Below are 18,530 nucleotides of genomic sequence, written 5' to 3' on the forward strand. Positions count from 1 at the left end.
TGCCACCAGAGGGGGGTCCGCGCATAAACGGCGGCCCCATCTCGTCACTTTGACGAATAGGGAGTAGCATCCCCGTCATGAACTCAGCGGACCTTGGGCGACGGGTCGGTGTGCCGTCGACCGCACTCTTCACCGACCAGTACGAGCTCACGATGGTGCAGGCCGCACTGAAGGCCGGCACTGCGGACCGGCACTCCGTGTTCGAGGCCTTCACCCGCAGACTGCCGGAGGGGCGGCGCTACGGCGTCGTCGCGGGCACCGGGCGGGTGCTGGACGCGGTGGAGAACTTCCACTTCGACGACGAGATGCTCGCCTTCCTGCGCGACCAGCACGTCGTGGACGCCCGCACCGTCGACTGGCTTGCCGACTACCGGTTCAGCGGCGACATCTGGGGCTACCCGGAGGGTGAGGTGTACTTCCCCGGCTCGCCGCTCCTGCGGGTCGAGGGCTCCTTCGCCGAGTGCGTGCTGCTGGAGACCGTGATCCTGTCGATCCTGAACCACGACTCGGCGATCGCCGCCGCCGCGTCCCGGATGTCGGCCGCCGCGGGCGGCCGCAGGCTCATCGAGATGGGCGCGCGGCGTACGCACGAGCTGTCGGCGGTGGCGTCGGCCCGCGCCGCGTACATCGGCGGCTTCCACACCACATCGGACCTGGCGGCGGGCTTCCGCTACAACATCCCGACCGTCGGGACGAGCGCACACGCCTTCACCCTGCTGCACGACAGCGAGAAGGACGCCTTCCGGGCGCAGGTGGACTCGCTGGGGCGCGGCACCTCGCTGCTCGTCGACACCTACGACGTGACCGAGGCCGTCCGAACGGCGGTGGAGATCGCGGGGCCCGAGCTGGGCGCCGTACGCATCGACTCGGGCGATCTGCTGCTCGTGGCGCACCGCGTCCGCCAGCAGCTGGACGAGCTGGGCGCCACGGAGACGAAGATCGTGGTGACGTCCGACCTGGACGAGTACGCGATCGCCTCGCTGGCCGCCGCGCCCGTCGACACCTACGGGGTGGGCACGCAGCTGGTCACCGGGAGCGGGCAGCCGACGTGCTCCATGGTCTACAAGCTGGTGGCGCGTGCGCGGTCGGCGGATCCGGCCGACCCGCTGCTGCCGGTGGCGAAGAAGTCGCTGGGCGCGAAGTCGTCGAGGGGCGGCCGCAAGTGGGCCGCGCGCCGGCTGGACGCGGCCGGGGTGGCCGAGGCCGAGGTGATCGGCAGCGGGGAGGTTCCGGCTGAGCTGGCCGGCCGGCAGCTGCTGGTGGAGCTGGTCAAGGGCGGCGAGGTCGTCGGCCGGGAGCCGCTGGAGGCCGCGCGGGAGCGGCACATCGCCGCCAGGTCGGGGCTGCCCATGTCGGCGATGCAGCTGTCCCGGGGGGAGCCGGTGCTGCCCACGGAGTACGTATGAGGACGACGGGGTACACGCAGGACAGTCCGGCCGGGTGCTTCCTGAGCCGGCAACCGCCCGGCCGGGCGTGCCGGGGAAGGAGAGCCGACGTGTGCACCCCCTCCCGCAGGGTGCGCCGAGTCCCTAGGCTCGGTGGCATCCCCGCCCCGCCGGTCCGCACAACCCGCCCGGCCCCCACCGAAGGACAACCGTCATGCATCGCGCCTTGATCGTCGTTGACGTTCAGAACGACTTCTGCGAGGGCGGCAGCCTCGCGGTGGCGGGCGGCGCCGATGTCGCCGCCGCCATCACCGACCTGATCGGTCAGGCCCAGCCCGGCTACCGCCATGTGGTGGCCACCCGGGACCACCATGTCGACCCCGGGGACCACTTCTCCGCGGCGCCCGACTTCGAGCACTCCTGGCCGCCGCACTGCGTCGCCGGCACGGAGGGCGTGGGCTTCCACCCGAATTTCGCCCCCGCGGTGGCCTCGGGCGCCATCGACAGCGTCTTCGACAAGGGGGCGTACGCCGCGGCGTACAGCGGCTTCGAGGGCACCGACGAGAACGGCACCGGGCTCGCCGAGTGGCTGCGGACCCGGTCCGTGACCACGGTCGACGTCGTCGGGATCGCCACGGACCACTGCGTGCGGGCCACCGCCCTGGACGCCGCCCGCGAGGGCTTCGTCACGCACGTGCTGCTGGACCTGACCGCGGGTGTCTCCGACGCGACCACGGAGCGGGCCCTGGAGGAGCTGCGGACCGCGGGTGTGGAGCTGTCCGGCAAGCCGGTCGTCTGAGAGTCCGGGAGCCACCGGGCCCCGGCGCGGCGGCCGGGAGGCCCCCGGGCCCCGGCCCGGCGCTCAGGCGGCCGGGCGGGCCGGTCCCGCGTAGCCGGAGGATCCGAGCAGCGCCCGTATGGGGTGCCAGAGCTCCTGGTCCGTCTGCGGCGCCGCACGCCAGAGCAGCCCGTCCGGGTGGTGCAGGACCGCCGTGATCTCGTCCGGGGTGGGCGGGTGGGCGTTGCCCCTGAGGTAGACGGCCCGCAGCCCGAGATTGCGCAGCCTGGTCAGGGCGCGCGCCCGGTTCACGGCGTGCACGAGCACCCGTACGGGCTCTCCCGGGCCGGATCCGCCGACCGGGCCGTTCAGGGCCAGTGCCACCACCACAGTGCCGTTGGGCAACCTGCAGAAACCTCCGCCTGCCATGCTTCGCGCTCCCCCGTAAGACTTCGTGTCAATAAGGATCGGTAGGACGCACCTAAACACGATCGGCCGCTGCCCGCCAGGGGGCAACGGCCGATCATGCTTTGACCTGCGGGTTCGTCGACTACTTGGCTGACGGACCGACCTTCAGGGTGATCGTCGAGCCGCTGAGCGGCTCGTTCACGATGGAGATCCGGGTGTTGGTGTCAGAAACCTTGACACTTCCTGTCGGGTTTTCCTCGTACCAGTACGTGCCCTTGCGGTCGTCGAAGGCCGGGACGCCCAGCGACGGCTTGATCTTCAGCGGGACATCCGCGTCGTGCAGCGTGAAGCCCTTGTTCGGGTGCCGGCTGAAGGGCGCGTCGAACGGCTGGATCTTGTTGCGCAGCACCGTGCCGTCCGCCCACTTCAGCGGCTTGGCGTGGGAGTCCACCGGCAGGATCAGACCCTGGCCGGGGTGGACCGAGGTGTTGTTGTCCTTCTGCGAGGTGTCCCAGAGCCACACCATCAGGCCGTTCTGGTACGCGTAGTGCTCGACCCAGTCGGGGCGGGTGGTGGAGAAGCCGAAGTTGTACGGCCCGACTTCCAGGGTCTTGTCGTACGAGACGTACTGGCGGTTCTCGGCGATGTAGTACTGCGGGTAGTCGTTGGTGAACGACTCGCCGATCCGCGAGAAGCCCTTGGCGGTCCAGCCGTTGTCGTCGCCCTCGGCGTCGTCCGTGAAGAGCACGGCGCCGTCGGCGGTGACGGTGATGGCGTCGGCCGCGAAGCCCTTGCCGCCCGCACCGCCGTCCGTCTGGTAGCGGAAGCGGAGGTCGACCTTCTTGCCCGCGTAGGCATCCAGCGGGAAGGAGAGCTTCTTGTACGCCCCGGAGACGTCGGTCAGCGCCGGCTTGCCGCTGGCGTCGCGCGGGATGGCCTTGCCGTCGGCCGTGCCGTCGAGCGCCGTCCAGCTGGTGCCGCCGTCCTCGGACACCTCGGTGTAGAGGTAGTCGTAGTCGGCCTCGATGTCGTACCAGCCGGACAGGTCGAGCGAGGCGGAGGACGTGCCGGACAGGTCGACCGGCCGCGTCAGGGTGTTCGACAGGTCGTCACCCATGTCGCTCCACCACTGCTTGGAGCCATCGGCGGGCGCGGTGACCGTCGTGGTGACGGCCTTCTCGGGCAGTTCGACGACCAGCGCCTGCTTGTCCTTGGTGTTGTACTCCGAGACCCCCAGCTTGTGGGTCGACTTCGTCGCGGCCTTGGCCGAGTCGTAGTCGAGCCAGCCGAGCTGGAGCTTGTCCCAGGCGGTCATGTCACCGGGGAGGTTGCCGATCTCGCCCTTGCCTGTTCCGAGCCAGGAGCCCGCCGACATCAGGGACCAGAAGCCGACCGAGTTCTCGCCGCCGCCCGAGGTGTCGTACAGGTCGGGGAGGCCGAGGTCATGGGCGTACTCGTGGGCGAAGACGCCAAGGCCGCCGTTCTCGGGCTGCGCGGTGTAGTCGCCGACCCAGATGCCCGTGTCGCCGATCTCGGCGCCGCCGGCCTTGTTGCCCTCGGGGCCCGTCGCGCCGGCGTCGGTGCCGTAGGCGTACCAACGGTGCGCCCAGATGGCGTCGGTGCCCTCGACGCCGCCGCCCGCGGACTCGTCCTCGCCGGCGTGGACCAGCTGGAAGTGGTCGATGTAGCCGTCGGGCTCGTTGAAGTCGCCGTCGTTGTCGTAGTCGTAACGGTCCCACTGGTCGTACTGCGCGAGGTCGGCCTTGATCTCCTCCAGCGTGCGGCCCTTGGCCTTCTGGTCGGTGACCCAGGCCTCGACGCCGTCGCTGACGGCGTCCCAGACGTTGGCGCAGTTGGTGGACCCGCAGTAGTTGGAGCCGTAACGGGCCTCGTTGTACGGGACCTTGACCCAGTCCGAGACCTCGCCGTCGACGGAGTAACGCCCGGAGGACGTCTTCTCGTAGTACGTCTTCAGCGATTCCTTGGTCTTGCCCTCACTGTCCTTGCCCTCACCGAAGTAGAGGTCCTGGAAGTGCGTCCGGTTGTAGTCGGCCTGCCAGGCGGTGCTGTTGTCCTTCGCCGGGTCGGGCTCGGCTATCTCGTTGTGCTGGGGGCCGGGCGTGCCGCCGTACTTCGCGACGGGCGGCTCCGGGCCGTCGCCGTCGGGGTCGTACATCGTGGTGTCGTCGACCTGGTTGCCGAACTCCACGAGGATGGTGAAGATCTTGTCGGTCTTCTCCCGGCCGAGCTCGACGTACTTGCTCCTGCCGAGCTTGACGACCTTGGAACCGCCCTGGGCGGTCACCTTCTTGTCGCCGGACAGGACCTGCTCCAGCGCGGCCTGCCGCTGGGCGTCCTGCTCCTTGCTGAAGGGCCCTTCCAGGTCGTGCTCCTGCGCCTTGACCGGTGCGGGATCCCGCCGGTCGACGACGGAGGCGTCCGAGCCCGACGTCCGGTCATCCGCCTGCGCGGTGGCGAAGGCGGATGCCGTCGCGGCGGTGGCGGCCAGGCACACCGCCACGGCGGTGGCGCGCAGCGCCCGTCTCTGAGTGATCACTTGATGCAGTCCTCCCCGGCGTTCGCGGTCGCGGCCAGGGGGTGAGTTGCGGGCCGCGCGCGGTCAACGCGTCACAAGTGACGACATTCGATCGGAGTTATGAAAGAAAAGACAGATCTTGACTTGGACATACCAAGTGCACTATGCGGGAGGCCTCTTCCGGTATCCGGACGCCGCCCACCGGCGCGCCGGGCACGCATGCCGGCCACAGCGTGACTCCGTGCGCCCCCTGTGCACCGGCACCGTGGGTTAGGTCACGCTTACTACCCGTTCCTCACGGGCATCCACCGTCGTAGAGTCGATTGACAGTGCGAACGTGTTGAGAGACTTCCCTATCCGACACCCCGAGGACGGATACCGTCATGCCGCGTCCGACTGCCGCACAGTTCTCCTACGGTTCGGCCACCGTCGTCTTCTCCGCCCTCGCGCTGCTGCTGCTGTTCCGTACGGAATCGGGCATCGGTGTCGCGGGGGTCGGCACCGCGGCCCTGGCGCTCGGTCTGCTGGTGGCCGTCGCCCTGCCGACGCGCACGAGGGCGGCCGCGAGGCCGACGGCACCGACCACCGCCGCCCGCACGCACCGCACCATCGAGGACATCGAGCTCGCCACCGCTCGGCGCGAGCGCGTCGGCGAGCACTCGCTGCACCGCTGAACACCCGCTCACCTGACGTTGACGACCACGGTCCTGCCCGCCTTGTCCTGGAGGGCCTGCCGGTAGGGCTTGTCCGTGAACATCAGCACGATGTTGATGAGCCACCACAGGCACGGGCAGCACAGCAGCGCGGGAAGCCAGAGCACGACGGCCCGCATCAGTGAGGAGCTCGTGTCGGGGACCGAGCCGTCGTTGAGCATCGCGACGCGCATCTTCAGCAGCCGCTTGCCGGGCGTCCGGCCGTCCTTGTGGGTGAAGTACGTGTCGTAGGCCACGTAGACCACCAGGCCGATCAGCGACCACACCAGCTGATGGCCGTTGTAGGTGTTGCCGATGGCGTTGCCGAAGTCGTCGTTGCCGTCGTCCGACGAGACGTCGACCGCACCGCCGAAGGGCAGCGAGATCAGATACAGCGGGATCGAGATGATGAGGAAGTCGATCAACCGCGCCAGGATCCGCTTGCCAGGTTCGGCGAGGGGCGGCATGCCGGCCAGCGGGTCCTGCCCTCCGTAGGGGGCGCCGCCGTACGGGCCACCACCGCCGTAGGGACCGCCGCCACCGTACGGGTCGTTCGGGGGCGGTGGCCCGCTGCCGTAGGGCGAACCGCCCTGCGGAGGCGGAGACCCCTGCGGCGGCCGCTTCGAGAAGGGGTCGTCGTCGGGCGGCGGGGGCGGTGGTTCGTTACTCATGGGGGCAGTGCACCCCGGCCAGGGAAGGCCCGCAACGGCTCAGGTCTCTTCGGGGGACGGACCGTCAGCACACGGGCGTACGCGGCGGCCCTGCCCCTGTGCACGACGTCCCTCCCCGGCGGGCCGGTGATCCGGATCACCGGGGAGATGGCGACGGGACGGCTGAAGGTCCGCCACGCACGGCGTCGACCCGTCGCCACACGGGCCGTGGGCCGCCGCGCCGCTCAGCCCGCGACGAAGGTGCGGGCCGCCTTGTCGTGCCAGCACTGGCGCCACGGGCGGTCGATCAGACACCAGAGCACGTTGAACACCCCGACGGCCACCAGGCCCAGCACCCCGTACACCAGCCAGCGGCGCAGCGCGGCGCCCAGGGTCGGGGCGTCGTGCGACTCGATGTCCCGTACCTCGATGCCGCACAGCTTCTTGCCCAGCGTGCGGCCCCACTTGGCGGTGGGCAGGGCCTCAAGGAGGAAGCCGAGCACCAGGAAGGCGGCGATCACCCCGCCGAACAGCCCGGCCGTGGTGGAGTCCAGGAGCCAGACGGTGACCGTCTCGCCGGACAGCTTCGCCGCGTCGATCTTCTCGTCGACGTGGTCCATCGCCTGGGTGACCAGCGGGAAGCCGACCGCACCGACGAGCGCGCCGAGGACGACCGTGTCGAGCAGCCGCGCGGCCAGCCGCTTGCCGAGCCCGGCGGGCCTGGCCGAGGCCTGGGACCGGGCGAGCTGCTGGAAGGGGTCGTCGACCGGGGGCTTCCAGGGCACGACGGGCTGCTGCTGCTCGGGCCCGGCGCCCTGCTGCTGCGCGGGCACCGGGCTCGGCTGCGGGGGCCGCTGTTGCTGCGGGCGGGCCGCCTGCTCGGGCTGGGCGAGCTGGTGGACCTGCTGGGCCCAGGGGGCCGAGGGGTCGCCACCGGGGCCCTGCGCCGGGGCGGGCAGCGGTGCGGGGGCGGCGCCAGGCTGCGGGCCGACGGGCTGTGCGGTGCCGGGCTGTGCGGTGCCGCCGGGCGGTACGGCGCGCATCGCCATCGTGCCGTCGGCGGGGGCCGGGCCCTCCTGGCGCGGATGCGGGGGCCTGCCACCCGGGCCCACCGCGCGGATCGTGACCGTGCCGTCGGTCGGCGGGCGGCTGCCCGCGTCGCCGGCGCCGCCGTGGTTGCCGGCGCCGCCGGGCTTGGCGGGCTTGGCGGGCTTGGCGGGCTTGCCGCCGGGCCGGTCGACGCGGATGGCGACGGTTCCGTCGCTCACCTCGTCGTTGCCGTCCCGCATCCCGGGCAGCGCACCGCGCCCCGGGTCCTGGGCAGCGGGCTGCCGGGGGTCGGCGGGTGCGCGCTCGGCCGGCGTACCGTCACCCGGGGCCGGAGCAGAAGCCGGGGCGGACGTGGCCGGCGTCGCGGACGGCGTCGTTCCGGGCGCGGGCGCCTCGGGTGTACGCGGGTCCTGGCCGCCCCACGAGACACGGTGGTCGCGTTCACCGCCGAAACCGGTCTGCCGGGAGGTGTCGGCCTGCCAGGCGGACGCGGGCCTCGGCCTGCTGGGAGCGACGTCCACCTCACCGGCGCCCGGCCCGCCGGACGTCTGCGTCCCCTCGGCCTCGTCCACCTCGTCGAGGTACATCGGCCCGGTCTCGTCCACCGGGGCCGGCCGCTGCGGAGCCGCGTCGGCCGGCGGCGCCGCGGGAGTCGTCTCGCCCTGCTGGGGCGCGGGCCGGCTGGTGCCCGGGACCCACGAAGCGCCGTTCCAGTACCGGACGTATCCGGGAATGGACGGGTCGGGGTAATACCCCTCGCGGGGGCTTTCGTCACCGGGTGCCGGGGTTGGGGCGCTCATCACCGTGGTCCCGTATCTCTTCGAGGCCTCAGGCCGGCCGACCGTCGGAGGGTGGCCGACCTCAATACAAGAGTCCACATCTATCAGACCACCGAGCACCACTGGGCCTGTCCTGCCGTTTGGACCACTTTCAGGGTCCCGAGAAGTTTTTCTGGGAAGTCGCGTCATAGACGTCGGGGAGGGCGCTCTCTCCTTGTGCGGACCGGTCATGGGACCGGCCCCTACGAGCATCGGAAGGTCGTGCACCCTCATGCAGAACGCCGTGGAACGCGAGCTGGAAGTGAAGCTGGTCCTGTCCCCCGAGCGGTCCGTCCCCGTACCCGCACGGCTGTCCTACTTCACCGATGACCCGTACGCCGTGCACATCACCTTCCACATCGGTTCCGAGTCGCCCGTGCACTGGACGTTCGCCCGTGAACTGCTGGTCGAGGGCGTGTTCCGGCCGTGCGGGCACGGGGACGTACGGATCTGGCCGACCAGGGTCGAGGACAGGGGCGTCATCTGTGTGGCGCTCACCTCGCCCGACGGCAACGCCCTCCTGGAGATGCCGTCGGCCGCGGTGGCCGCCTGGGTGGAGCGCACCCTGCGCGTCGTGCCGCCGGGGACGGAGAGCGCGCTGCTCGGCCTGGACGGGGCCCTGGCCGAGCTGCTCACCCCGCTGCCGGCCGACGACCTGTGGCTGGGCGACCCCTGGTCCCAGTCCCCTGACGAGCCGCAGGAGGGTGAGTCCTGAGCGGTGGCGCGCGGGCGTCAGAACAGCTTGCCGGGGTTGAGCAGCCCGAGCGGGTCGAAGGCTGCCCTGATGCCACGCTGCAACTCGACGCCCACCTCACCCAGTTCGCGGGCGAGCCACTCCTTCTTCAGCACGCCGACCCCGTGTTCGCCTGTGATGGTGCCACCCAGTTCGAGGCCGAGCGCCATGATCTCGTCGAAGGATTCGCGGGCCCTGCGGGACTCGTCGGCATCGGTGTGGTCGAAGCAGACGACGGGGTGGGTGTTGCCGTCGCCCGCGTGGGCACAGACCCCGATGGTCAGCCCGAACTTCTCCGCGATCGCGGCGGTCCCCTCGATCATCGCGCCGAGCCGCGAGCGCGGCACGCACACGTCGTCGATCATCGTGGCGGACCTGACGGCTTCAAGGGCGGTGAGGGACAGCCGGCGGGCCTGCAACAGCAGTTCGGACTCGGCCGCGTCGTCGGCGGGCACGACCTCGGTGGCCCCGGCCGCCGTGCACAGCTCCCCGACGGCGGCGAGGTCGGCCGACGGGTCGGGCGTGTCGAAGGCGCAGAGCAGCAGCGCCTCGGTGGCCTCCGGGAGGCCCATGGAGGCCATCGCGTTGACGGCACGCACCGTCGTACGGTCCATCAGTTCGAGGAGTGACGGAGTGTGTCCTCGCTCCATGATCCGGCACACCGCGTCGCAGGCCGCCGCCGCGGACGCGAATTCGGCGGCGAGCACGAGCTGCTGCGGCGGCTGGGGCCGCAGCGCGAGCACGGCCTTGACGACGATGCCGAGGCTGCCCTCCGAGCCGACGAAGAGCCGGGTGAGGTCGTATCCGGCGACGCCCTTCGCGGTGCGCCGTCCGGTGCTGAGCAGCCGCCCGTCGGCCAGGACGACCTCGAGGCCCAGGACGTATTCGGCGGTGACGCCGTACTTCACACAGCACAGCCCGCCGGAGGCGGTGCCGATGTTGCCGCCGATCGTGCACATCTCCCAGCTCGACGGGTCCGGCGGGTAGTAAAGGCCGTGTTCGTTGACGGCGCGGGACAGCGTGGCATTGACGACGCCCGGCTCGACGACCGCGATCCGGTCGACCGGGCTGATCTCCAGGATCCGGTCCATCCTCACCATGGAGAGCACGATGCAGCCATCGGAGGCGTTGGCCGCGCCCGACAGCCCGGTCCTCGCGCCCTGGGGGACGACGGGGATCCGCAGGGCGGTGGCGGTCCTCATGACGTGCTGGACCTCCTCGACCGTGCGCGGGAGCACCACGACGGCCGGGGTGCCCGCGTCGCAGAAGCTCGCCATGTCATGGGCGTACGAAGCGGTGATGTCCGGGTCCGTGATCAGTGCCTCGGCGGGAAGTCCTTCGCGCAGTCGTCTCTGGAGAGCGTCCATGATCCGAGCGTGGCACCCCGGGGCCAATGGTGTGAACCCGTCTGCGTCACCCTTCACGGAACGCGATGCGATCTTCGTACTGACGCAGAGTGATGGCCATGGATGCCAAGCCGCAGCAGAATCCGGAGCAGCCCCCCTCCACCCTGCCGCCCCAGGGTGCGACGTCCGTCCCACCACCTCCCGCGCCGATGCGCACCACCCTGCGCAGGTCGGCGTTCGGTGCAATGGCGGCAGCCGTGCTCGTGGCCGGCGCGGTGATCGCCGTACCGGACGACGGCAAGGAGGCCGCGGCACCCGCACCGGGGCCCGTGGCACGGGCCGAGGCCGCGACGGCTGCGGGGTCCCCCGCGTCGCTGTCCGACCTCACGGCCCTCATCTCCGACCGGCAGAAGTGGGTGGAGACGCACCCGGCTGACGCCCCGTCCTGGGCGGTGCTCGGGTCGGCCTACGTGGAGCGGGGGCTCAGGTCGGCGGACGCGGCGTACTACACACGGGCCGAACAGGCCCTCCAGCGTTCGCTGGCCGCACAGCCGGGTGAGCGCGGGAACCTCCAGGCCTGGGTGGGGCTCGGGGCGCTCGCCAACGCACGGAGCGACTTCATGGCAGGGAAGAAGTGGGGTGAGACGGTCCGTGCGCGGCAGCCGAAGGAGTGGACGGCGTACCCGGTGCTGATCGACGCCTACAACGGCCTCGGCCAGTACGCGGCGGCGGTCAAGGCGACGGAGAAGTTCGCCACCCTGCGCAAGGGCGCCCCCGCCCTGGCCAGGACGTCCGAGATGTACCGCAACCAGGGCTGGCGCGAGGACGCGCTGGCCGGCGCCCAGGAGGCCGCGGACCATGCCGGCACCCCGGCCGAGAAGGCCGCGGCCCTGCACCGGCTGGGGAACCTCGCCGCGGAGCGCGGGGAGCCGGCGGAGGCACTCGCGCAGTACGACGCCGCCCTGCGCACCGACTCAGGTCACCTCGCCTCCCTCGCGGGCCGGGCGCGCGCCCTGGCCGCTCTGGACCGTACGGACGAGGCGCTGGAGGCCTACCGGACGGTGACGAAGAAGCTGCCACGCCCCGCGTACGTGCTCGAACTGGGCGAGCTGTACGAGTCGCTCGGCCTGGACGGCGACGCCCGCAGCCAGTACACCAGGCTCCGCGACCTCCTGACCCGGGCGAGGACGGCCGGGGTCGACGAGTCCCTGACCGAGGCCCGCTTCGAGGCCGACCACGGCGACCCGGAGGCAGCGGTCGAGCTGATGCGGACCGAGTGGGCGGCGCAGCGCCGCAGCGCGGCGGTGTCGGACACCCTGGCCTGGTCGATGCACCGTGCGGGGCAGAGCGAGGAGGCCGTGCAGTACGCGGAGCGTGCGGTGGACACGGGCGTACGGAACGCCTCGTACAGCTACCACCTGGGGGTGATCGAGAGCGCGCTCGGCCAGGACGGACCGGCCCGCGGGCACCTGGAGGAGGCCATCCGCACGAACCCGGACTTCTCGCCGCTGGCCGCACCGTTGGCGCAGGAGGCCCTGGAGGCACTGGGCGAGCCTGCGGCGGGCGGCCCGGCGTCCGTGCTGCCGTCCGCCCCGGCGCCCTCCGCCGCGCCTGAGCCTTCGGCTGCTGCGTCCGCTCCGGCCTCCGCTCCGGCTTCGGCACCGTCCTCCGCCCCGTCCTCGCAGTCGGCTGCGGCCCCGGCTCCGGCGGCTCCGCGCGTCAAGCCCACGGCGACCCCGTGACCGCATGCGGAAGGGGCCCTTCTCTCGGATCGACCCGGGAGAAGGGCCCCTTCGCTGTGGCTACGGACCGCTGTGGCTACAGGTCCGGCTGTGGCTACGGGTCCGGCTGTGGCTACGGGTCCGGCTTTGGCTACAGGTTGCCGCGCTTGTCCTGCTCGCGCTCGATCGCCTCGAACAGGGCCTTGAAGTTCCCCTTGCCGAAGCCCATCGAGCCGTGCCGCTCGATCATCTCGAAGAAGACCGTCGGGCGGTCCTGGACCGGCTTGGTGAAGATCTGCAGCAGATAGCCGTCCTCGTCACGGTCGACGAGGATCTTCTGCTCGCGCAGCGTCTCCACGGGCACGCGGGTCTCGCCCGCCCACTCCCCCAGGGTGTCGTAGTACGAGTCGGGGGTGTCCAGGAACTGCACACCGGCCGCCCGCATCGCCCGCACCGACTCGACGATGTCGTTCGTGGCGAGCGCGATGTGCTGGACGCCCGCGCCGCCGTAGAACTCCAGGTACTCGTCGATCTGCGACTTCTTCTTCGCGACCGCCGGCTCGTTGATGGGGAACTTGACCTTGAGCGTGCCGTCGGCGACGACCTTCGACATCAGGGCGGAGTACTCGGTGGCGATGTCGTCGCCGACGAACTCCTTCATGTTGGTGAAGCCCATGACCGTGTTGTAGAAGGTCACCCACTCGTTCATCCGCCCGAGCTCGACGTTGCCGACGCAGTGGTCGACGGCCTGGAACGTGCGCTTGCCGGCCGGCTCGACGATCGGGTCCGCGGCCGCGTAGCCGGGGAGGTACGGCCCGTCGTAGCCGCCGCGCTCGACCAGCGTGTGACGGGTCTTGCCGTACGTGGCGATGGCGGCCAGGACGACCGTGCCGTGGTCGTCCTTGACCTCGTGCGGCTCGGTGATACCCCGCGCGCCGTGCTCGACGGCGTACGCGTAGGCCGCGCGGGCGTCGGGGACCTCGATGGCCAGGTCGACCACTCCGTCACCGTGGGCGTGCACGTGGTCGGTGAGGAAGGTGCCCCACTCGGTGGACGGCTTGATGACGGAGGTGAAGACGAAGCGGGCCGAGCCGTTGGTCAGGACGTAACTCGCGGTTTCGCGGCTGCCGTTCTCCGGTCCGGAGTAGGCGACGAGCTTCATGCCGAAGGCGGTCGAGTAGTAGTGCGCAGCCTGCTTGGCGTTGCCCACCGCGAAGACCACCGCGTCCATTCCCTTGACCGGGAAGGGGTCGGCCTGCCGGGCGGTGTCGGGGGTGGTGTGCACAGTCTCAGTCATGTCCGAAGGTTCCCGCCGCTCCGCAAGGTGCGCAACAGTTCGCGGAATCACTGGTCAGTCTGTACACCCGGACGCCAGGATGGGCGGGCTGTCTGTACAGGCTGACCATCCGGAGGCGGACCATGGCGATCGATCGACTGGACGGCAGGCTCATCGTACTGCTGGCCCGGGAGCCCCGTATCGGTGTGCTCGAGGCATCGCGGCGGCTCGGCGTGGCGCGCGGGACGGTGCAGGCGCGTCTCGACCGTCTTCAGTCCAATGGCGTCATCCGCGGCTTCGGCCCTGACGTGGACCCCGCGGCGCTCGGCTATCCCGTCACCGCGTTCGCGACGCTGGAAATCAAACAGGGCCAAGGCACCGATGTACGAGCCCATTTGAGCAGCGTTCCCGAGGTGCTCGAACTGCATACGACGACGGGTCAGGGGGACATGTTCTGCCGGCTGGTCGCCCGCTCGAACGCCGATCTCCAACGGGTGATCGATCTGGTCGTCGGCTTTGATGGCATCGTCCGGGCCTCCACGGCGATCGTCATGGAAAATCCGGTGCCCCTGCGTATTATCCCGCTGGTCGAGCAGGCTGCAGAGGACACCGACTGAGCCGAGGGAGCGACATGTGAACTTCTGGGAGTACGTGGGCACAAGGCACCAACAGCTGCTGACCGACGCGTTCCAGCACGTCAGCGCGGTCTTCCAGTGCATGGTCATCGCCACCGTCCTCGGCGTCCTGATCGGTGTCATCAGCTATCGCAGCAACTGGGGCAACGCACTGGCGATCACCTCCACCTCGGCGATCCTCACCATCCCCGCGCTCGCGGCGATCGGCCTGCTGATCCCGCTGATCGGCCTGGGCGTCCCGCCCACCGTGATCATCCTGACCTTGTACGGGCTGCTGCCCATCGTCCGTAACTGCATCGTCGGGCTGCGCGGGGTCGACCCGTCCCTCGTCGACGCGGCGAAGGGCATCGGGATGTCCCGCACGAGACGGCTGCTCAAGGTGGAACTGCCGCTCGCCTGGCCACCCATCCTCAGCGGTATCAGGGTCTCCACCCAGATGCTGATGGGTATCGCCGCCATCGCCGCGTACGCCTCGGGTCCCGGTCTCGGCAACGAGATCTTCCGCGGACTCGCCTCACTCGGAAGTGCCAACGCCATCAATCAGGTCCTCGCCGGCACGATCGGCATCGTCATCCTCGCCCTGCTCTTCGACGCCGCGTACGTACTGCTCGGCCGGCTCACCATCTCCAGGGGGATCCGTGTCTGAGACCGCTACCGGGTCGACGGAGTCGGCTCCCTCCCGCCCCGCCTCCACCTCCGGCGCGACCATCCGGCTGGAGAGCCTCAGCAAGTCCTACCCCGGCAGCCCCACCCCCGCCGTGGACAACGTGTCCATGGACATCAAGGCCGGCGAGACCGTGATTCTCGTGGGGCCCTCCGGCTGCGGGAAGTCCACCACGCTGAAGATGATCAACCGTCTGATCGAGCCGACGTCCGGGCGGATCAGGATCAACGACGAGGACGTCACCGACATGGACCCGGTGAAGCTGCGGCGTCAGATCGGCTACGCCATCCAGTCCTCAGGTCTCTTCCCGCACATGACGGTCGCGGAGAACATCGCCCTCGTGCCGAAGATGACCGGCTGGTCGAAGTCCGGCGTGAAGGACCGGGTCGAGGAGATGCTCGATCTGGTCGGCCTGGACCCCCGGGAGTTCCACGGCCGCTACCCGCGCCAGCTCTCCGGCGGCCAGCAGCAGCGTGTGGGGGTGGCGCGGGCGCTGGCCGCCGACCCTCCGGTGCTGCTCATGGACGAACCGTTCGGAGCGGTCGACCCGATCACCCGCGACCACCTCCAGGACGAGCTGATCCGCCTTCAGCACGAGCTGCACAAGACGATCGTCTTCGTCACCCACGACTTCGACGAGGCGATCAAGCTGGGCGACCGGATCGCGGTACTGCGGGAGCAGTCGCACATCGCTCAGTTCGACACCCCTGAGGCCATCCTCACCAACCCGACGGACGACTTCGTCTCCGGCTTCGTGGGGGCGGGCGCGGCCCTGAAGCGGCTCAACCTCACCCGTGTACGGGACGTGGGAATCGCCGAGTTCCCCACGGTGACCGTCGAGGACCCGCTCCAGTCGATCTTCAACAAGCTGCGGGACGGCCGGCACAACGAGCTGCTGATGCTGGACCGCCGTAACCGCCCCTACAAGTGGCTGCGGCGCGGCGACCTGATGAGGGCCAAGGGTTCGCTGGCCAGGGCGGGGCAGCTCGTGCACGACACCGTGACCCGGGACGCCACGCTGCACGACGCGCTGGAGGCGGTGCTGACCGACAGCGGCGGACGGGTCGCCGTGACGGGGCGGCGCGGTGAGTTCATCGGCGTGGTGGACATGCAGACCCTGATGAACTCCGTGCAGGAGCTCCTGGAGGCCGACCGGCTCACCGCGATGGAGCATGAGCACGAACTGGAGGAGCTGCACGCCCACCGGACGGAGCAGGAGCTGGAGGGCGGTGGCAGCGGTCTATGAGCCCCAGCCGTCAGGTCTCCCCCAAGGACTCGCGCCCGCCCGGTGAACACGACGTACAAGGTCACGCCTTCCGTGACGAGGAGACGGAGCCCAGCCCGACGCCGCCGAAGCCGGCGCGGCGGATCACCTGGAAGAAGCTCGTGCTGGTGCCGGCGGTCCTCGCGGTCGTCCTGGTGGTGACCTATCTGTGGATCTCCAACGTGGAGCTGGACTCCATCGCGGAGAACTCGCTGGCCGGCGACAACGTGCAGGTCCGCTGGTGGCAGCATGTGAGGCTGACCGCGATCTCCACCTTCTGGGTGCTGATCATCGCGATCCCGCTGGGCATCGCGCTGACCCGGCGCGGACTGCGGAAGGCGGCCCCCGGGGTCACGGCCCTCGCCAACATCGGCCAGGCGACGCCCGCGATCGGGCTGCTGGCGCTGCTGGTGATCTGGCTGGGCATCGGCCCTTCGACGGCGATCATCGGGATGGTGATCTACGCGGTCCTGCCGGTGCTGTCCAACACGGTGGCGGGGCTCAACGCGATCGAGCCGACGCTGGTCGAGGCCTCCAAGGGCATCGGCATGTCGGCGATGGGCACGCTCACCAGGGTCGAGCTGCCGCTCGCCGTACCGCTGATCCTCGCGGGCGTACGCACCGCCCTGGTGCTCAACGTGGGCACGGCGACCCTGGCCACCTTCGGCGGCGGCGGCGGCCTGGGCGACCTGATCACCTCGGGCATCCAGACGCAGCGCATGCCCGTGCTGCTGCTGGGCTCCGTGCTGACGGTGGTGCTGGCACTGCTGGTGGACTGGCTGGCCTCGCTGGTCGAACTGTGGCTGACGCCGCGCGGACTGGAGGAAGCGTGAGGGTGATACGTACGGGGCTGGCATCGACGGCCGCGCTCGCCCTGCTGCTCACGGGGTGCGGGCTGAAGAGCGGATCGCCGCTGGTCGACAACGTGGAACCGGGGTCGATCGGAAAGGGACAGCCCCTCAAGGGCGCGTCGCTGACGGTGACCTCGAAGAACTTCAGCGAGAACATCATCCTCGGCCAGGTGATAGGCCTGATCTTCAAGGCGGCCGGGGCGGAGGTCCTGGACCGTACGAACCTGCCGGGGTCGATCAGCGCCCGCGAGGCGGTCGCCAAGGGCGAGGCCGACGCGCTGTACGAGTACACCGGCACGGCATGGATCACGTATCTGGGCCATGCCAAGCCGATCGTCGACCCGCACGACCAGTGGAAGGCCGTCCGTGACGAGGACCGGGCCAACGGGATCACCTGGCTGCCGCCGTCCACCCTCGACAACACGTATGCCCTGGCCCTCAACAAGAAGAACGCGGCCAAGTACGGCCTCAAGAACCTGTCGGACGTGGCCGCGCTCGCCAAGAAGGACCCGAAGGCGGTGACGATCTGCGTCGAGAACGAGTTCGCCTCGCGCGACGACGGGCTGCCCGGCCTGCAGAAGAAGTACGGAATGAACCTGCCGGCCTCGAACATCAAGAAGATGGACGCGGGGATCATCTACACCCAGGTGACGAAGACGGGGTCCTGCCTGCTGGGCGAGGTGTACACCACCGACGGCCGGATCAAGGCGATGAACCTGGACGTCCTGAAGGACGACAAGCAGTTCTTCCCCAACTACAACGCCGCACCCGCCATCCACACGGCGACCTTCGAGAAGTACCCCGAGATCGCCGAACTGCTGGCCCCGGTCACCAAGAAGCTGACGACGCCACTCGCGCAGGAGCTGAACTCCAAGGTGGACGTGGACGGGGAGGACCCGCACGAGGTGGCGAAGGACTGGCTGGTGAAGGAAGGATTCATCAAGGAGGGCTGAGCGGGAGGGCGAGCGGAACGGGGACTTCCAAAGAAGTCGTTGCAAAAAACGTGTTGCAAAGCTGTTTTTGCAACTCTATGGTCATGGCATGCCCACGAACGAGCCGTCGGATGACGGCGCCTCCGCCCCGGATGCCTCCGCCCCGCACATCTCCGTCCCGGACGCCTCCCCCTCGGCCGCCCCTCCGAACGCCGACGACCTGAAGATCCACCACGTCGACACCCGCACCCTGCGCGGCCTCGCCCACCCGCTGCGGATCCGACTCCTGAACGCCCTGAGGGAGTTCGGCCCCGCCACCGCCTCCGGGCTCGCCGACCGGCTCGGCGAGTCCAGCGGGGCCACCAGCTACCACCTGCGCCAGCTCGCGACGTACGGCTTCGTCGAGGACGACCCGGAGCGCGGCAAGGGGCGTGAGCGGTGGTGGAAGGCCGTCCACGTCGGCAACACCTTCAGCACCGGCACCTTCCTGGACCACCCGGACGCCGAGGTGCGCGGGGCCGTCGGCGTCGTGCTCCACGAGATCGCCACCACACACGCCCAGGAGCTGAACACCTGGCTGGGCACGATGCACGAATGGCCCGAGGAGTGGCGCAGGGGCTGGGACCTCAGCGACTTCAAGGTGCGTCTCACCCCAGAGCTCTCCGTGGAACTCGCGGACAAGGTGCGCGACCTGGTGCAGAGCTACCGGGGCCGCGTCCCGGAAGGCACCGAAGGATCAGCCAACGTCCGCACCCACCTGCACATGTTCCCGCGCCCCACCGACTGAGGGG

General features: G+C 70.2%; 17 protein-coding genes. 11 read left to right on the forward strand and 6 right to left on the reverse strand.

The features are described from left to right. The first annotated feature begins 77 nt into the window (after nt 1-77). A complete protein-coding gene (locus tag AB0C75_RS01565; protein ID WP_362885940.1) occupies nt 78-1,406 on the forward strand; it encodes a nicotinate phosphoribosyltransferase in 1,329 nt (442 codons plus the stop codon). A gap of 193 nt (nt 1,407-1,599) precedes the next feature. Next, nucleotides 1,600-2,184 carry an isochorismatase family protein gene (locus AB0C75_RS01570; protein WP_362885942.1) on the forward strand — a complete coding sequence of 195 codons (585 nt, stop codon included), beginning with the start codon at nt 1,600-1,602 and terminating at the stop codon, nt 2,182-2,184. A gap of 63 nt (nt 2,185-2,247) precedes the next feature. On the opposite strand, the gene AB0C75_RS01575 is transcribed toward AB0C75_RS01570, so the two are convergent. Continuing rightward, nucleotides 2,248-2,592 carry a hypothetical protein gene (locus AB0C75_RS01575; RefSeq protein WP_362885944.1) on the reverse strand — a complete coding sequence of 115 codons (345 nt, stop codon included), beginning with the start codon at nt 2,590-2,592 and terminating at the stop codon, nt 2,248-2,250. A 121-nt stretch (nt 2,593-2,713) separates the two neighbouring features. Further along, nucleotides 2,714-5,128, reverse strand: coding sequence for an immune inhibitor A domain-containing protein (locus tag AB0C75_RS01580; protein WP_362885946.1), 2,415 nt, complete (start codon nt 5,126-5,128; stop codon nt 2,714-2,716). Between the two features lie 362 nt (nt 5,129-5,490). Here AB0C75_RS01580 and AB0C75_RS01585 point away from each other — a divergent pair, with 362 nt between their 5' ends. Continuing rightward, a complete protein-coding gene (locus AB0C75_RS01585; protein ID WP_362885948.1) occupies nt 5,491-5,781 on the forward strand; it encodes a hypothetical protein in 291 nt (96 codons plus the stop codon). Nucleotides 5,782-5,789: 8 nt separating this feature from the next. Here the strand turns inward: AB0C75_RS01585 and AB0C75_RS01590 are convergent, their stop codons facing one another. Continuing rightward, nucleotides 5,790-6,470, reverse strand: a complete 681-nt coding sequence (locus AB0C75_RS01590) for an RDD family protein (RefSeq protein ID WP_362885950.1) — start codon at nt 6,468-6,470, stop codon at nt 5,790-5,792. 224 nt (nt 6,471-6,694) lie between these two features. Then, nucleotides 6,695-8,299, reverse strand: coding sequence for an RDD family protein (locus tag AB0C75_RS01595; RefSeq protein ID WP_362885951.1), 1,605 nt, complete (start codon nt 8,297-8,299; stop codon nt 6,695-6,697). A gap of 250 nt (nt 8,300-8,549) precedes the next feature. Here AB0C75_RS01595 and AB0C75_RS01600 point away from each other — a divergent pair, with 250 nt between their 5' ends. Continuing rightward, nucleotides 8,550-9,032 (forward strand): SsgA family sporulation/cell division regulator, encoded by a 483-nt coding sequence (locus AB0C75_RS01600; protein WP_362885953.1) that lies wholly within the window; start codon nt 8,550-8,552, stop codon nt 9,030-9,032. Between the two features lie 17 nt (nt 9,033-9,049). Here AB0C75_RS01600 and AB0C75_RS01605 read toward each other — a convergent pair whose 3' ends face one another. Further along, the gene (locus AB0C75_RS01605; protein ID WP_362885955.1) at nt 9,050-10,417 is read right to left on the reverse strand and encodes an FAD-linked oxidase C-terminal domain-containing protein; all 1,368 of its coding nucleotides are present in this window, start codon (nt 10,415-10,417) and stop codon (nt 9,050-9,052) included. Nucleotides 10,418-10,515: 98 nt separating this feature from the next. Here AB0C75_RS01605 and AB0C75_RS01610 point away from each other — a divergent pair, with 98 nt between their 5' ends. Beyond that, nucleotides 10,516-12,138: a tetratricopeptide repeat protein gene (locus AB0C75_RS01610; RefSeq protein ID WP_362885957.1), complete on the forward strand. Its 1,623-nt coding sequence runs from the start codon at nt 10,516-10,518 to the stop codon at nt 12,136-12,138. A gap of 130 nt (nt 12,139-12,268) precedes the next feature. Here AB0C75_RS01610 and hppD read toward each other — a convergent pair whose 3' ends face one another. Next, a complete protein-coding gene (gene hppD, locus AB0C75_RS01615) occupies nt 12,269-13,414 on the reverse strand; it encodes a 4-hydroxyphenylpyruvate dioxygenase (protein WP_362885959.1) in 1,146 nt (381 codons plus the stop codon). A 122-nt stretch (nt 13,415-13,536) separates the two neighbouring features. Between hppD and AB0C75_RS01620 the strand changes: the two genes are divergently transcribed. From AB0C75_RS01620 to AB0C75_RS01645, 6 genes are all read left to right on the forward strand, one after another. After that, a complete protein-coding gene (locus tag AB0C75_RS01620) occupies nt 13,537-14,010 on the forward strand; it encodes an Lrp/AsnC family transcriptional regulator (RefSeq protein ID WP_362885961.1) in 474 nt (157 codons plus the stop codon). Nucleotides 14,011-14,026: 16 nt separating this feature from the next. Continuing rightward, complete coding sequence (locus AB0C75_RS01625) at nt 14,027-14,674, forward strand: ABC transporter permease (RefSeq protein ID WP_362885962.1); 648 nt, start codon at nt 14,027-14,029, stop codon at nt 14,672-14,674. Beyond that, nucleotides 14,667-15,938, forward strand: coding sequence for a betaine/proline/choline family ABC transporter ATP-binding protein (locus tag AB0C75_RS01630; RefSeq protein ID WP_362885964.1), 1,272 nt, complete (start codon nt 14,667-14,669; stop codon nt 15,936-15,938). The genes AB0C75_RS01625 and AB0C75_RS01630 overlap by 8 nt, the downstream gene beginning before the upstream one ends. Beyond that, complete coding sequence (locus AB0C75_RS01635; RefSeq protein WP_362885965.1) at nt 15,935-16,789, forward strand: ABC transporter permease; 855 nt, start codon at nt 15,935-15,937, stop codon at nt 16,787-16,789. The genes AB0C75_RS01630 and AB0C75_RS01635 overlap by 4 nt, the downstream gene beginning before the upstream one ends. Before the next feature lie 5 nt (nt 16,790-16,794). Continuing rightward, complete coding sequence (locus AB0C75_RS01640; RefSeq protein WP_362886161.1) at nt 16,795-17,760, forward strand: glycine betaine ABC transporter substrate-binding protein; 966 nt, start codon at nt 16,795-16,797, stop codon at nt 17,758-17,760. 88 nt (nt 17,761-17,848) lie between these two features. Beyond that, on the forward strand, nt 17,849-18,526 hold the full coding sequence (locus AB0C75_RS01645) for a winged helix-turn-helix domain-containing protein (RefSeq protein ID WP_362885967.1): 678 nt from the start codon (nt 17,849-17,851) through the stop codon (nt 18,524-18,526). Nucleotides 18,527-18,530: the final 4 nt, after the last annotated feature.

The organism is Streptomyces sp. NPDC048565 (genome assembly GCF_040650935.1).
Classification (GTDB): Bacteria; Actinomycetota; Actinomycetes; order Streptomycetales; family Streptomycetaceae; genus Streptomyces.